This is a genomic window from Pseudomonas sp. 9.1(2019) (assembly GCF_009910445.1).
Taxonomy (GTDB): Bacteria; Pseudomonadota; Gammaproteobacteria; order Pseudomonadales; family Pseudomonadaceae; genus Aquipseudomonas; species Aquipseudomonas paraversuta.
Window position 1 is genome coordinate 18,955 of record NZ_VBWF01000002.1, and the last position, 13,594, is coordinate 32,548.

At 59.7% G+C, this 13,594-nt stretch carries 12 protein-coding genes; 8 read left to right on the forward strand and 4 right to left on the reverse strand.

The window, feature by feature from the left end; translation table 11 throughout:
* Positions 1-112 precede the first annotated feature (112 nt).
* Entirely contained in the window at positions 113-904 is a 792-nt protein-coding gene (locus tag FEZ21_RS00845) for a helix-turn-helix domain-containing protein (protein ID WP_003439300.1), read from the reverse strand.
* An 82-nt stretch (positions 905-986) separates the two neighbouring features.
* Here FEZ21_RS00845 and FEZ21_RS00850 point away from each other — a divergent pair, with 82 nt between their 5' ends.
* Positions 987-2,015: a bile acid:sodium symporter family protein gene (locus FEZ21_RS00850; RefSeq protein ID WP_010656215.1), complete on the forward strand. Its 1,029-nt coding sequence runs from the start codon at positions 987-989 to the stop codon at positions 2,013-2,015.
* 48 nt (positions 2,016-2,063) lie between these two features.
* Here the strand turns inward: FEZ21_RS00850 and FEZ21_RS00855 are convergent, their stop codons facing one another.
* Entirely contained in the window at positions 2,064-3,338 is a 1,275-nt protein-coding gene (locus FEZ21_RS00855; protein WP_003439295.1) for an acetyl-CoA C-acetyltransferase, read from the reverse strand.
* A 122-nt stretch (positions 3,339-3,460) separates the two neighbouring features.
* Here FEZ21_RS00855 and FEZ21_RS00860 point away from each other — a divergent pair, with 122 nt between their 5' ends.
* From FEZ21_RS00860 to FEZ21_RS00890, 7 genes are all read left to right on the forward strand, one after another.
* A complete protein-coding gene (locus FEZ21_RS00860) occupies positions 3,461-4,813 on the forward strand; it encodes a 3-oxoacyl-ACP reductase (RefSeq protein WP_160626263.1) in 1,353 nt (450 codons plus the stop codon).
* Positions 4,814-4,816: 3 nt separating this feature from the next.
* Positions 4,817-5,671, forward strand: coding sequence for a MaoC/PaaZ C-terminal domain-containing protein (locus tag FEZ21_RS00865; RefSeq protein ID WP_010656216.1), 855 nt, complete (start codon positions 4,817-4,819; stop codon positions 5,669-5,671).
* 96 nt (positions 5,672-5,767) lie between these two features.
* Positions 5,768-6,073, forward strand: coding sequence for a MazG-like family protein (locus FEZ21_RS00870; RefSeq protein ID WP_003439290.1), 306 nt, complete (start codon positions 5,768-5,770; stop codon positions 6,071-6,073).
* Entirely contained in the window at positions 6,070-6,819 is a 750-nt protein-coding gene (locus FEZ21_RS00875) for a methyltransferase (RefSeq protein ID WP_003439288.1), read from the forward strand. Before FEZ21_RS00870 ends, FEZ21_RS00875 begins: the two co-directional genes overlap by 4 nt.
* A 22-nt stretch (positions 6,820-6,841) precedes the next feature.
* Positions 6,842-7,456, forward strand: a complete 615-nt coding sequence (locus FEZ21_RS00880) for a DUF4136 domain-containing protein (protein ID WP_003439287.1) — start codon at positions 6,842-6,844, stop codon at positions 7,454-7,456.
* Between the two features lie 28 nt (positions 7,457-7,484).
* Entirely contained in the window at positions 7,485-8,069 is a 585-nt protein-coding gene (locus FEZ21_RS00885) for a DUF4136 domain-containing protein (RefSeq protein WP_003439285.1), read from the forward strand.
* 241 nt (positions 8,070-8,310) lie between these two features.
* Positions 8,311-10,296, forward strand: coding sequence for a pilus assembly protein TadG-related protein (locus FEZ21_RS00890; protein ID WP_127195769.1), 1,986 nt, complete (start codon positions 8,311-8,313; stop codon positions 10,294-10,296).
* A 94-nt stretch (positions 10,297-10,390) separates the two neighbouring features.
* Here the strand turns inward: FEZ21_RS00890 and FEZ21_RS00895 are convergent, their stop codons facing one another.
* Positions 10,391-13,147, reverse strand: coding sequence for an ATP-binding protein (locus FEZ21_RS00895; protein ID WP_160626264.1), 2,757 nt, complete (start codon positions 13,145-13,147; stop codon positions 10,391-10,393).
* A complete protein-coding gene (locus FEZ21_RS00900) occupies positions 13,144-13,587 on the reverse strand; it encodes a TadE/TadG family type IV pilus assembly protein (RefSeq protein WP_010656221.1) in 444 nt (147 codons plus the stop codon). The genes FEZ21_RS00895 and FEZ21_RS00900 overlap by 4 nt, the downstream gene beginning before the upstream one ends.
* Positions 13,588-13,594 lie beyond the last annotated feature (7 nt).

Below are 13,594 nucleotides of genomic sequence, written 5' to 3' on the forward strand. Positions count from 1 at the left end.
GAATGATAGACGAGCGCAAACTTTAGAGCATCGTCTAATCCAACCAGCGGTCATGCCGCCCCCGCCGGGAGCGCTTTTGTCCTTTGCAGGAGCATCCCGCATAACGGGCGAATCAATGCCTGAACAACTCGCCCGGAGTAAAGCCGAACATTTTTTTGAATGCAGCAATAAAGGCCGACGTCGAGTCATAGCCACAGGACAACGCGGCGCCCGTCACACTGCCACCCTCCTCCAGCACCCTGAGCGAGGACAGCAAACGCATGCGCTGACGCCAACGGCGAAAACTCATCCCGGTTTCACGGGCAAACAAACGCATCAGGGTTTTCTGCGAAGTTCCCAGGCGCTCAGCCCACAGGCTCAGGCTGACCTCGGCATCCGGGCATGCGATCAGCTCATTGCACAGGCCCAGCAACCGCACATGCCGGGGCAATGGCAGCGAGAAGCCGACCTGATTCAAGGCCGCCAGTTGATCAAGCAACACCTGCACCAGGCGCTGCTCGGGGCTGCCGCCTTCGGGGTACTCCACCGGCAACTCGCAGAAGTGCTTGATCAACTCCCGGGCCAGCGGCGTTACCTCCAGGACCCGGCAATGCTCAGGCGCCCACAGGCAATCCTGCCGGCGTATATACAGACTGCGCATTTCAGCCCGGGTCGAGGTGACTACCTCATGCTCCAGCCCTGCCGGTATCCAGATCCCCCACTGCGGCGGGGCAAAGAAACTGCCTTCATCCGTGTGCACCCCCAGTACGCCACTGATCGCGTACGAAAACTGCACCCAGTCATGCCGGTGACGCGGCGTCCACGAACCTGCCCCCAGACTTTCGGCACGGGCATACAGCGGCCGCGGCAAAACATCGAGCACCGGAATGGCACGCTGGGCGCTAGCTTGTCCGTTTGGCGGCATTGGTTGGCCTTATATCGCAAGACGTCAGATAAATCCGACGTTAGGCTAAGTCATCATTTCTTACAATATCGCGGTGCCCGGAATGCCTGTGCTCAAACATCTCAAACGAATGTTCACCGACTGGTTTCTGTGCGGGATGCTGCTAGCGACATTTCTGGCCTATGTATTCCCCCATTTCGGCAGCACCGGCGGCGCCATGCATGCCGAGTGGGTGATCAATATCGGCGTGTTCCTGGTGTTTTTCCTGCACGGGGTCAATCTGTCCAGTGAACAGATCAGCCACGGCCTGAAAAACATTCGCCTGCACTTCATGGTGCAAGGCTTCACCTTTATTGCCTTTCCGCTGATCTGGGTGGTGGCCAACAAACTGTTGGGCGCCCATATCCCGCCCTTGCTGATGCTGGGGTTCTTCTACCTGTGCGCGTTGCCCTCGACCATTTCATCCTCCGTGGCACTCACCGGGAGCGCGGGCGGCAACGTGCCGGCAGCGATTCTCAATGCCAGCCTGTCCAGCGTTCTGGGGATATTCCTGACCCCGTTACTGGTCAGCTTTGTGGTCGGCAGCGGCGCCGGAGGGATCGATCTGGGCTCAACCTTGCTCGATCTGTGCGCCATGCTGTTATTACCACTGGTATTGGGCCAACTACTGCGCCCGCTGATTGGACGCTTCTTCGCCCGCCACAAGCGCTATACCAACATCGCCGACAAAGTGGTGATTCTGCTGCTGGTGTACGCCGCGTTCTGCAACTCGATGGTCTCCGGCATGTGGCAACAACAGGGTACTTCGGTGATATTCAGCGCCCTGGCCGGCAGTGCGCTATTGCTCGCGGTTATCCTGTGGCTGACCACCCGCACCGCTCGGGCCCTGAAATTCAGCACTGCAGATGAAATTGCCGCCGTGTTCTGCGCCAGCAAAAAATCCCTGGCCGCCGGCGCCCCCATGGCAGCGCTGATCTTTGGAGCCAACCCGGGGCTGGGCCTGATTCTGCTGCCGATCATGATCTACCACCCGCTGCAACTGATCGTCTGCTCGGTGATGGCTGAAAGCTACGCCACCCGTAACCGAGAACAAGCCGCCGCTCAAAACCAGGCCATCGCGCCCGCCCGCTAACCTGCACAATGCTCCGGGAGCTGGCTTGCCAGCTCCACTGGGTTCGGCTCAGCGCTCAATAATTGCCGTCACCCCCTGGCCGCCTGCGGCGCAAATCGAGATCAGACCCCGGCCTTTGCCGGCGGTGGCGAGCAGCTTGGACATGTTGGTGAGGATCCGTCCGCCCGTCGCGGCAAACGGATGCCCCGCTGCCAGTGAACTGCCCTTGACGTTGAGCTTGCTGCGATCAATAGAACCCAGCGGGGCATCAAGGCCAAGCCGGGTTTTGCAATAGTCTGCGTCTTCCCAGGCCTTCAGGGTACAGAGCACCTGTGCCGCAAAGGCCTCATGAATTTCGTAGTAGTCAAAGTCCTGCAATGTCAGACCATTGCGCGCCAGCAGTCGTGGGACGGCATACACCGGGGCCATCAGCAAACCCTCCGCGCCATGCACAAAATCCACCGCTGCCGTTTCGCCGTCGCGAAAATACGCCAGAATCGGCAGACCACGTGCCCGGGCCCACTCTTCACTGGCCAATAACACCACAGAAGCGCCGTCGGTCAGCGGTGTCGAGTTGCCGGCCGTCAGCGTGCCCTTGGCGCTTCGCTCGAATACCGGTTTAAGGGCCGCCAGCTTCTCCAGGGTCAGGTCCGGACGCAGATTGTTATCGCGGCTCAAGCCCAGAAACGGCGTAATCAAATCGTCTTCCCAGCCCGCGTGATAGGCCGCCGTCAATGCCTGGTGACTGTGCAGGGCCAGCTCATCCTGCTCGATGCGGGGGATGTTCCAGGTTTGCGCCATCAGCTCGCAGTGCTGGCCCATCGACAGCCCGGTACGCGGTTCACCGTTACGCGGAAACTCGGGCTTCAAAAAGTGCGGCCGTAATTGCAGCAAGGTTTTGAACTTGTCCACAGGTGCCTTGGTGCGATTGAACTGCAGCAGCCATTTACGCAGCCCGTCATTCAGGCCGATCGGCGCGTCAGATGTGGTGTCGACGCCACCGGCAATCGCGCATTCGATCTGCCCCAAGGCAATTTTATTGGCCACCAGCAATGCAGCTTCAAGGCCCGTGCCGCAGGCCTGCTGCACGTCATAGGCCGGGGTTTGCGGCGACAGCCGGGAGCCCAGCACGCACTCGCGGGTCAGGCTGAAGTCGCGGGAATCCTTGAGCACCGCCCCGGCCACCACCTCCCCCATCCGTAGCCCGTGCAAGCTGTACCGCTCGATCAGACCTTCCAGAGCGGCGGTCAGCATGTCCTGATTACTGGCATTCGCATAAGGCCCATTGGAACGGGCAAACGGGATTCGGTTACCGCCAATAATGGCTACACGACGCAGACTCATACGATTCACCCTATTCTCTTACGGTCAATGTTCGTAACAAGCGTAGGTCTTATCGCTGATAACGAACGACCCACCCGTGTTTGTGGTCAACCCTTTGAACCCAATCTGTCGGAGAGTGTTCCATGTCAGACCGTTATATCGACTTCGTCAACTCATCCCTCGGCCAGCGTCTGGTCGGCGCGTTGGGGCTGCCGTCACCGGTGCGACTGGAACGCTGGCAGGCTGGACGGCTACGCCCCATCGAGGGGCCGCTCTTGATTGGCGGCGGTAGCCTGGCCGCAGAGGTCAACAGCTTTGCTTCCAAACTGACCGACGCTGCATTCAGTTACGGGCCTGAACCCCTGGTCGCCACACCCTGGATTCCAGGTACCGGCCCCAAACTCAAGGCGGTGGTGTTCGACGCCAGCGAGCTCTTGCACACCGACCAACTCAAACAGTTGCGCGAGTTCTTTCAGCCCTTGCTGCGCAGCCTTGAGCACAGTGCCCATCTGCTAATTTTGGGCCGGGCGCCTGAAACATTGAGCGATCCATTCGCTGCCAGTGCCCAGCGCGCCCTTGAAGGCTTCAGTCGCTCACTGGCCAAGGAATTGCGCAACGGCGGCACCTTGCAGCTGCTGTATGTCGGCCAGGGTGCCGAAGACCAGCTTGAAGGCGCCCTGCGGTTCTTCCTGTCACCCAAAAGTGCTTATGTCAGCGGTCAGGTCATACGCCTTGGCACCTGCGCCACCCGGGTTCAGGACTGGACCCGGCCGCTGGCAGGACGCAAGGCACTGGTCACCGGCGCCGCCCGTGGCATTGGCGCGTCCATTGCCGAAACCCTGGCCAGGGACGGCGCCGAAGTGATCCTGCTGGATGTACCACCGGCCAAGACTGACCTCGACGCCTTGGCTGCACGCCTGGACGGACGCAGTATCACTCTGGATATATGTGCCGCTGACGCCGCCGCCCAACTTATCCAGCAGTTGCCGGATGGCATCGACATCGTGGTGCATAACGCCGGCATCACCCGTGACAAAACCCTGGCCAACATGACCCCCGAATTCTGGGACGCAGTGCTCGCGGTCAACCTCAACGCACCGCAAGTGCTGACCAAAGCCCTGCTCGACAGCGGCACCCTGCGCGATAACGGCCGGGTCATTTTGCTCGCCTCCATCAGCGGCATTGCCGGCAATCGCGGCCAGACCAACTACGCCGCCAGCAAAGCCGGGCTGATTGGCCTGGCGCAGGCCTGGGCGCCGCTGCTGAGTGAGCGCGGCATCAGCATCAATGCCGTGGCGCCGGGGTTTATCGAAACCCAAATGACCGCCCACATTCCGTTTGCCCTGCGCGAAGCAGGCCGGCGCATGAGCTCGCTGGGCCAGGGTGGCCTGCCCCAGGACGTTGCCGAAGCCGTAGCCTGGCTCAGCCAGCCGGGTTCGGGGGCCGTCAGCGGGCAAGCGCTGCGGGTATGCGGTCAAAGTATTCTGGGGGCATAAACCATGAGCGTGAATTGGCTGGATCTCGGTAACCCTCCGCATTTACCCGCGCTGTACGCCCATGCGGCGGCCAAACGTAAAATCACCGGCAACACCCTGCCAGAACAGGGTTTGCGCTGCTGGGTAGAGGTCCAGGCCAGACCGCTGGCCGCGTTCCGTGACGTCTGCGCGCTGGCGCCAGGGCCGCTGCTGCCGCCGACCTATCCCCATGTTCTGGCGTTCGGTCTGCAAATGCAGTTGCTGACCGACAAGAGCTTTCCCTTCCCCCTGCTGGGCTTGATTCACCTGACCAATCGCATTCGCGTGTTGCGCCCGATGGGCGGGGTAACGCAATTGCGCATCGGGGTATTTGTCCACAACCTGCAAAAACACGCCAAGGGCGCCACCTTCGATGTGGTCACCCAGGTTGACGACTTGATCGGGCCATTGTGGGAGGCCGACAGCACTTTGCTGTGCAAAGGCGTCGAGCTGCCGGGCGACGTAGCGCAACCCGGTGCACAGCAACCGGTGGCGATGAACGAACTGACCCGCTGGTTCGCCCCGGCCAATATCGGCCGCCGCTATGCCAGGGTCTCCGGCGACTACAACCCCATTCACCTGAGTGCCGCCAGCGCCAGACTGTTCGGCCTTCCCAGCGCCATCGCCCATGGTTTGTGGCTCGAGGCCCGGGCCCTGGCGGCCCTCGACTCGCACCTGCCCAAGGCCAACGTCGAGATCAGCGTGGCCTTCAAAAAGCCGGTACGTCTGCCCAGTGAGGTGATCCTGCTCAGTAGCGCGGCGGGCTCCAGCGGCGACTTCCAGCTCAACGGCCACGGCGATCTGCTGCACATGTCCGGCAACTGGCGGCCGATCAGCTAGCGCCCACAGGGTATAGCCACCGGCTAGTAGCGCCTTTCACTTGCGCCAACTTCTGTTCGGCCGCAAGCTTTGCGCCTTCTGGAGAGCACACCCTCGATGAACCTCGACGAACTGACCAAACGCCTGCACCGCATCCGCGATAACAATCACTGGAAACAGTTCCACAGCCCGAAAAACCTGGCCATGGCGGCCAGTGTTGAAATGGCCGAGCTGGTGGAAATTTTTCAGTGGCTAAGCGAAGACCAATCGCGCCAGCTCCCCGCCGACCAACTGGCCCACGCCGGGCAGGAGGTGGGGGACATCGTGCTGTACTTGCTGTTGCTGTGCAGCGAACTCGGACTGGACATGAACGAAGTGGTGCGCAACAAACTGGCCGACAGCGAAAGGCGTTTCAGCAAATGAGTGACCGTCACTTCGATCAACTGGCGACCCGCTTCGCCGAAAAAATCTACGGTGGCGCCAAGGGTGCCATTCGTCTGGCCGTACTTCAGGCCGACCTTACAGAGTCACTGCCCGCCCGCCCCCTGCGCGTGCTGGATATCGGCGCCGGGCTGGGCCATATGTCGCTATGGCTGGCCCAGCAGGGGCACGACGTAACCCTGGCCGAGCCGGCAGCGCCCATGCTCGAAGGTGCGCGCCAGCGCTTTGCCGACGCGGGCCAGAACGGCACGTTCATTCAGGCGCCGTGGCAAGAGCTGCTGGGCCAGCTGACCGAGCCTTACGACCTGGTGTTGTGTCATGCGGTGCTGGAATGGCTGGCCGAACCCCACGCCATTCTGCCCGTACTGCACCAGCTCACGGCCAGGGACGGCTGGCTGTCGCTGGCGTTCTACAACCGCGACGCACTGATCTATCGCAACCTGCTCAAAGGCCACTTCCGCAAAATGCGCAAGAACGATATGGCCGGCGAAAAACAAAGCCTCACCCCGCAACAACCCCTGGACCCACGGGAACTGGCCACTGCGCTCGAAGGCTTGTGGCAGGTCGAAACCCAAAGCGGTGTGCGGGTATTTCACGACTACATGCCCGTGGAGTTCCAGGCCCGCGCCGAGCTGCAAGCGCTGGTAGAAATGGAGCTGGCCCACCGTCGCCACCCAGCCTTTGCCGGGTTGGGACGTTATCTGCATTGGGTGTGCCGCCCGGTTTGAACCGCCCGTTCGGGAGAACAACATGTATCGCCGTTTCGCCTTAGTTGTCTTGAGCCTCGGGCTGGTGGCTTGCCAGAGCCCGAACCCTTATACCCCGAGTGCACTGCCGATGCCGCCCGCTCCGGCCCAGACAGCCAACACCCTGGACTTGAGCGCCTACCCTGCGCCGCCACGGGATTACGGGCGCTATCAAAGCTGGGCCTGGCTCAATGGCCGCCTGCCGGCCGGCACGGCCTGGGCTGACCCGGCACAAATCGCCGAGGCGGTAAATAACGCCCTCGACCAGCGCGGCTTGCGCCCTGCCCAGCCGGGCCGCCCGGCAGACTTGTGGGTGAGCGCTGATTTACATACAGAAAAACGTCTGCGTCAGGTGCAGGACGACTATGGTTATGGAGCCGGTTACGGCAACAGTTATGGCCGTTACGGCAATCAGTACGGGATGTACAACTCGTTCCCCGTGGTACGCACCTACGAAGTTGAAGTCATGGTGGTGCGACTCAATTTCTACGACGGCAAAACCGGTCAACCCGTATGGAGTTCAAGTGCAGAAACCAGCAGCAAAGGCAGCCTGAGCGAACGTAGTGACGCCCTGCGCGAATCACTGAAAAAGGCAGTGCAGGCTTACCCACCTCAGTAAGTTTGAATGTTGAAGCGGAGATATCATCATGCTACGTCGCATTGCACTATTGGGCCTGGCCCTGCTGCTCAGCGCCTGCGAGTCCATGCAGGTCACCAGCGACTACAACCCTTCTGTCGATTTTGCCAGGTTTCAGACCTGGGCCTGGAAAGACCCGGCGCTGCAATACCAGCCCAATAGCCTGATGCTAAAAAGCGACCTGACCGAGCAACGGATCATGCAGGCCGTGAGCAGTGGCCTCGACCAGCGTGGCCTGCGCCCTGTGACGGCGGGCAACAAGCCGGACCTGCTGGTGCAAACCTATCTGATCGTGGCCAACCGCCAGGAACAAATTGTCACCAACTACGGCTATGGCGGCCCATGGGGCGGACCTTGGGGCTATGCCGGTGGCCCGTGGGAAGGTTACTGGGGCGCACCGATGTACAACGAAACCCGTAATGTGGTTTATCAGGTGGGCACCCTGCAAATCGACTTGATCGATGCCAAAGACGGCAGACTGGTATGGCGTGGCAGCGCAGAAAAAATCGTCGACAACAGCCCGACCCCTGCCGAGCGCAGCGCTGCCATCCATGAAGCGGTGAATAAAATTCTCGGCAACTATCCGCCCAAGTAAGGTTTGAGGCGTATCATTAATAACTTGCTCGCGATGTATACAAGTAAGAATGGATTAATACTTTCGCGAGCAAGTTAGCTGCTACACGTTTTATCTCTTCAGATATCAATGACTTTTGCACAGTTGTTCACATCACCCATATAAAACTGGCAACTGGCCAGCGCTTCGTCGACTTTTTGGCTACACTCGGTAAACTTTGGAGAGTTAGCGCTGGACCATGTTCCAGTATCAGGAGTGCTCGATGTCTCCCCGTCTAAGTGGTATTCGTTTTTCTGGCCCCCGACAGCAGCGCGGCGCAATCGGCTTGATGGCCGTAGTCGTCCTCGGCATGGTGCTGATTTTCATGTTGTTGGTGGTCGACAGCGGACGGCTTTACCTGGAGCAACGCAAATTGCAACGGGTGGCGGACATGGCGGTGCTGGAGACAATCAGCCGGGGAGGCTCGTGCGTGACCGGTACCGCACTGACCTACGCCAAGGACAGTGCAACCCGCAACAGCTTCATACCCGGGGCTGTTCAGCAAGTAAGCACCACCTGCGGCACCCTGGTGACGGGAAGCGACAACCTGCGCACTTTCAAGGCAGACAACAGCCAAACCGAGGCCATCCGCGTTATCGCCACCACCACCGTCCCCACCAGTGTCGCCGGCGGGTTGTGGAGCATGTTTTCCACGGGCAAGTTTAATTTCGATACCCATTTAACTGCGAGTGCAGTGGGGGCTGCACCAAAGGGGTTACTGGCTCAACTTACGATTCGCAGCACTGCCGTAAACATTGACTCTGCAAAATCCCAGGTACTTAACGCACTATGGGGCGGGCTGCTGGGAGGCTCGCTCAATCTAAGCGCTGCGGGCTGGCAAGGTCTGGTCGACAGCAAGATCAACTTGCTGAGTTATCTGGATCAGTTAGCCATTGATTTAAACATCAATGCCGGCAGTTATACCGATGTCTTGAACACTAAAATACAACTCACAAAACTTATCGACACGGCCATTAAAGTGCTGACGCTTAATGGCAATACCACCAGTGTGGCCGTTGACGGGCTCCTCGGACTTAAAGCTGCGGTGGGCAGTATTCAGGTCAAACTGGCCGATATATTGAAACTGCAAACGGGTACAAGTGGCGCGGGGCTGGACACCAACTTGAATGTCTTCCAGTTAGTAGAGGCTTTTGTCCAGCTCGCCAACATCAATAATGGCGTAGTGGCTACCGTCCCGCTGAACGTTCCGGGCGTGATCAATGGCGTGGTGAAATTAAAAGTCATCGAGCCACCTCAGCTTTCAGCCATTGGTGATCCGGCAAAGGCCAAGGCCAACCCTACCGATCCTGCGTCCCGGATCTACGTGCGTACTGCACAACTGCGGGCGGGGGTAAGCATCAGCCTGCCAGTGCTCGATACCCCGGCAGTCGCGTACGTTCTCAATAACCTGGTCGGCCCCCTGACCAATACGCTGAACAGTTTACTAAGCCTCAATCTGGCTGCCACCCTTGAGTCGGTCCTGTGCCTGGTGATACTTCCTTGCAAGCAAACCGACCTCAAAGTACTTCCTGCCTCCAAGATCGACATTATCCTTGAGCTCGCCAGCGCCAACTCCTATGTCACTGATTACTCATGCCCCAGTACGACCACAAAAAGCCTGACTGTCGCGAACAATGCAGCCCTGGTAAAGGTCAAGTTCGGAAGTATTGACATGACCAATGCCTTCTCTTCAACCGGCGATGTCACCATCAAGCCATTGCCCATCGTTGATATTGGTTCCGTCACCTGCTCGGGGCTGGTTCTATTCAAAGTATGCGACCCTAAAACCCGGGTACCTTTTTATGGTGGCGGGATTGGTCTAATGGTAGACACCAGTATTGGCAGCCTTACCGCTCCCTACCAGACCCATACTTACAATCAACCACCCGAAGTAAAACAGGAGCCGCTTTTTTTCACCGTAGAAGCAAAAGATCTGGTGGGCACGCTTAAAACCACGCTGCAAGGTATAAAGCTGGCGGTCTATAAACCCACAGGCACCAGCGCCCTGGGCAATCTGCTCGTGGGTATCGGCAATATATTGAACGGTTTAATTACGGCCATCAGTAATATCATCGGTACTTTGCTTAGCCCGATTGTCGACCCGCTTTTAAACAACATCCTTAATGTGCTGGGGATAACCATCGACAAGGTCGACATTGGCGCCAACCTCTCCTGCGGCCAGGGCGGACGCGCCCAACTGGTGCTCTGACCCGCGACACCTATAGCCGCACGGGGAGCAAAGATGCGATGGGCAACCAAGTCCATCACATCTTCTGTCGCACCTCGTCAGCGGCGGCTGGCCTCTAGCCTTCTGACACCGGCAACTCTACGCAAAACCGGGCCCCGGTTGCGCTGTTGCTCACGCTCAACCGCCCGCCCATGTTGTCGATAATGCCGTAGCTCACCGACAAGCCCAGGCCAGTGCCAATGCCGACGGGCTTGGTGGTAAAGAACGGTTCGAAGATGCGCTCCAGCAAACGCGGGTCGATACCGTCGCCGTTATCCTGGACCCAAAGGCGTACATGGCTGCTGTCTGCTTCGGCGCTCAGGGTTATCAGGGGCTGGAAGTCGTGGTCCGTCTCGCGTTTGCTCAACAAGGCATCACGCCCATTGACCAGCAGGTTGATCAGCACTTGCTCCAGCTGATCAGCGTGGCCGCGCACCTGCACGCTACACACCAGCTCTTCAGTGCGAACTTCGACCCCTTTGCTACGCAGGCCTTCGCCCAGCAAGGCCAAAGTGCCTTCCAGTGCCTGCACCGGGTTGAATACTTGCTGCTCGATTTCGGAGCGCCGGCCGAACACCCGCATATGGTCCACCACCCGCGCAGCACGCTGGATTTGCGAATCGATGCGGGTGAGTTTTTCCGTCAGGTAATCAATCTGCACATCGCCGTTACCCAGGCGCTTGAGCACGTTGACGATCGCCATGCGCATCACATTCAGCGGCTGGTTGATCTCATGGGCCAGGCCGGTGGCCATTTCACCGAGGGTGGCCATCTTCGCGCCATGGGTCAGTTGCTGTTGCGAGCGCCGTACTTCGGTGTTGTCGCGACCTACCGCCTGGATTTCGAGCAACTGGCCCTGGGCATCGAACACCCCGCGATCCGACCAGACCCACCACGCGTGTTCACGCCCGGGCAGTTGCAGGCTGATTTCAGCCGTGCTGACCGGAAACTCCGGGCTCAAGCTGGCAATCCGCCGGGCAAACAACTGACGCTGCTCCGATGAGAGCCAATCCCCCAGGCTGATCCCCGGCAATTGCTCCGGGGTGCATTCCAGATAAGTGGCCAGTGGCCGGTTGCCGAAAGTCAGGGTCAGGTCCGGCAAGTAGCGGCAAATCATCGCCGGGGAATCTTCGACCAGTATCCGGTAACGCTCCTCGCTGTGCTTGACCCGATCGGCCGCTTCGGTGGTCTCGGTGATATCCAGCCATAAACCCACCGCCTCGACGGGCAGCCCCAGGTCATCGCGTAATAGTTTGGCCTCATCCAGCAACCAGTGATACTCGCCACTGCGGTCGCGCAGGCGATAGCGGCTGCGGCTGCTGCCTTGGCGCAGCAGCTGGCGGGTACGTTCAAAATACTGCTCGCGGTCGTCGGGGTGAATCTTCTCGATCAAGGCGCCGCCTGCGCAGTCGTCCAGACTCCAGCCCAGCAAAGGCTGCAAGCTGTCGCTGAAGAAAGCGGGGAGCAAGGCGCCTTCGTCGTAGCGCTGTACGTAAATCACCGCGGGCGAGCTGGCAATCAGGTTGTCCAGTCGCGCATGGGCGGCAGCGGCTTGCAGTTGCTGGTTTTTAATGTCGCTGATATCGAGCATGTAACCCACTATGCGCCGACCTGCGCCAGCCCCCAGCACCTGGCCCTGTATCCGGTACCACCGCGCAGGCTGCCCGCCCTGGGGTTGATGCACCCGCGCGCACAACAGCAATGCTTTGCCGTGCTCCAGCAGCGCATTGAAACCGCTGCTGATTTCATCCCGGTCCGCTGGGTGAAACAGCGCCAGCCACGCCTCGCGGGTCAATGCCGCAGGCTCCAGCTCGGGCAACAGACTGGCGCTCAATTGTGCTGCCAGCTGAATCTGCCGGGAAGGCTGCAACCACTCCCACCAGCCCGTACCCAGCAGCTCTTGCAGCGCGACCATGCGTTCCTGTTGCGCAGTGTGCTGCTGATCGCGCATACGGTCCTGCAAAGGCCCGGCCATCGCCGCACACACCAGCAACCAGTCGCTGTCGCTCATCAACCGGCGCTGCTGCGCCGCCGGGTAAAAACCCAGCAGCAACCAGACAGACTGCCCGCGTTGATCACGGTATGGCACCAACAAACCGTCGGCATTGCCAAACAGGCTGTTGAGCAAAGGGCTACGGCTCCTCTCAAGATCCGCATTTATGTGCCGGGGCGCTGTTGCGTCAAGATCATCGAGAACCTCGCCAACGGTCTGCCCGGACGTCCACAACAGCGGCGCATCAAAAGCGTGGTAAGCACTGTAAAGACGCCAGCCGAGGGCGGTATCACTGCGCACGGCCAGCGCCACGCAGGGCACACGCCACTGCTGGGCCACACACCGCAGGGCTTCATGGATCACTTCAGGCAGGCGGGCAGCGCTGCACTGGCGCAGCTGCTGAGTGATGCTGAGGGCCAGTTGCATGCATTGTTCGCGGCTGCCGGCTTGCTGACTGTGGCGCCGTAAATCGCTGATATCCAGCAGCTGCAACAGCCAGTGATCGCCCTGGGGCTGCACCCAGCCCCGGGTGTTCAGCACGTTCAGGCCCGGCCCTTGAAAGTCCAGATCAAGGCTGTGCCCGGTCCAGTCTGCCGGCACACCTTCAAGGGCCTGGGTGCTGCCCGGCACCAGATAGTCCAGCAACAGACGCGGCGTTCCTTCACCTGTAGCCAGCCCCAGGCCAAAGCGCTGCAGACCATGGGCGTCAATCACCCGCCCCTGCGGATCGAGCACCAGCTGTATGCCCGCATCGGTTCGCCACTGCAGGCCAGGGGATTCAGGCGCCTGCTCGCCGAAGCCGCCGAGCAGGCGCCCGAAGAATCGTTCACCGTGAATCAAAATTTCATACTCGATGTCACCGTCAAGGAGCTCGGCAGATCAGGTACGGTAATAGTTCCAAATTTAAGTACCGGCATGATGCTGCGCAACGCAACGGACGGCAGACTGACAGTCGCAGTCAGTACCCCTTTGGTGGCGTCATAAGTTGCAGTTTTGACCAGGCTTGTAGCCACGGTTTTAGGGACCCAGCTCAGTTTGTCGTTCAGCACGCTGGTGGCCAATGCCTCAACCGTGGATTTATAAGTCGCCGCCGTCAGCGAAGGATCGACCGCCACACTGCGGCGCACCGCCTCGGCGGTGGCGTTATTGAATGACTGCATCAGCAACAACGGCAAGCTGTAACTTAGTACGCCATAAAGCACCGCAAAAAAAACAACAAATACCAGCGCGAACTCAATGGCAGCGGCGCCTTTTTGTTTTTTAGGAAGGCCTGTTTTCATGACTGCG

Excerpts from the sequence above, each read along its gene's own strand:
- FEZ21_RS00845 (WP_003439300.1), bottom strand. The coding sequence starts at position 904 with ATGCCGCCAAACGGACAAGCTAGCGCCCAGCGTGCCATTCCGGTGCTC.
- FEZ21_RS00850 (WP_010656215.1), top strand. The coding sequence starts at position 987 with ATGCCTGTGCTCAAACATCTCAAACGAATGTTCACCGACTGGTTTCTG.
- FEZ21_RS00855 (WP_003439295.1), bottom strand. The coding sequence starts at position 3,338 with ATGAGTCTGCGTCGTGTAGCCATTATTGGCGGTAACCGAATCCCGTTT.
- FEZ21_RS00860 (WP_160626263.1), top strand. The coding sequence starts at position 3,461 with ATGTCAGACCGTTATATCGACTTCGTCAACTCATCCCTCGGCCAGCGT.
- FEZ21_RS00865 (WP_010656216.1), top strand. The coding sequence starts at position 4,817 with ATGAGCGTGAATTGGCTGGATCTCGGTAACCCTCCGCATTTACCCGCG.
- FEZ21_RS00870 (WP_003439290.1), top strand. The coding sequence starts at position 5,768 with ATGAACCTCGACGAACTGACCAAACGCCTGCACCGCATCCGCGATAAC.
- FEZ21_RS00875 (WP_003439288.1), top strand. The coding sequence starts at position 6,070 with ATGAGTGACCGTCACTTCGATCAACTGGCGACCCGCTTCGCCGAAAAA.
- FEZ21_RS00880 (WP_003439287.1), top strand. The coding sequence starts at position 6,842 with ATGTATCGCCGTTTCGCCTTAGTTGTCTTGAGCCTCGGGCTGGTGGCT.
- FEZ21_RS00885 (WP_003439285.1), top strand. The coding sequence starts at position 7,485 with ATGCTACGTCGCATTGCACTATTGGGCCTGGCCCTGCTGCTCAGCGCC.
- FEZ21_RS00890 (WP_127195769.1), top strand. The coding sequence starts at position 8,311 with ATGTCTCCCCGTCTAAGTGGTATTCGTTTTTCTGGCCCCCGACAGCAG.
- FEZ21_RS00900 (WP_010656221.1), bottom strand. The coding sequence starts at position 13,587 with ATGAAAACAGGCCTTCCTAAAAAACAAAAAGGCGCCGCTGCCATTGAG.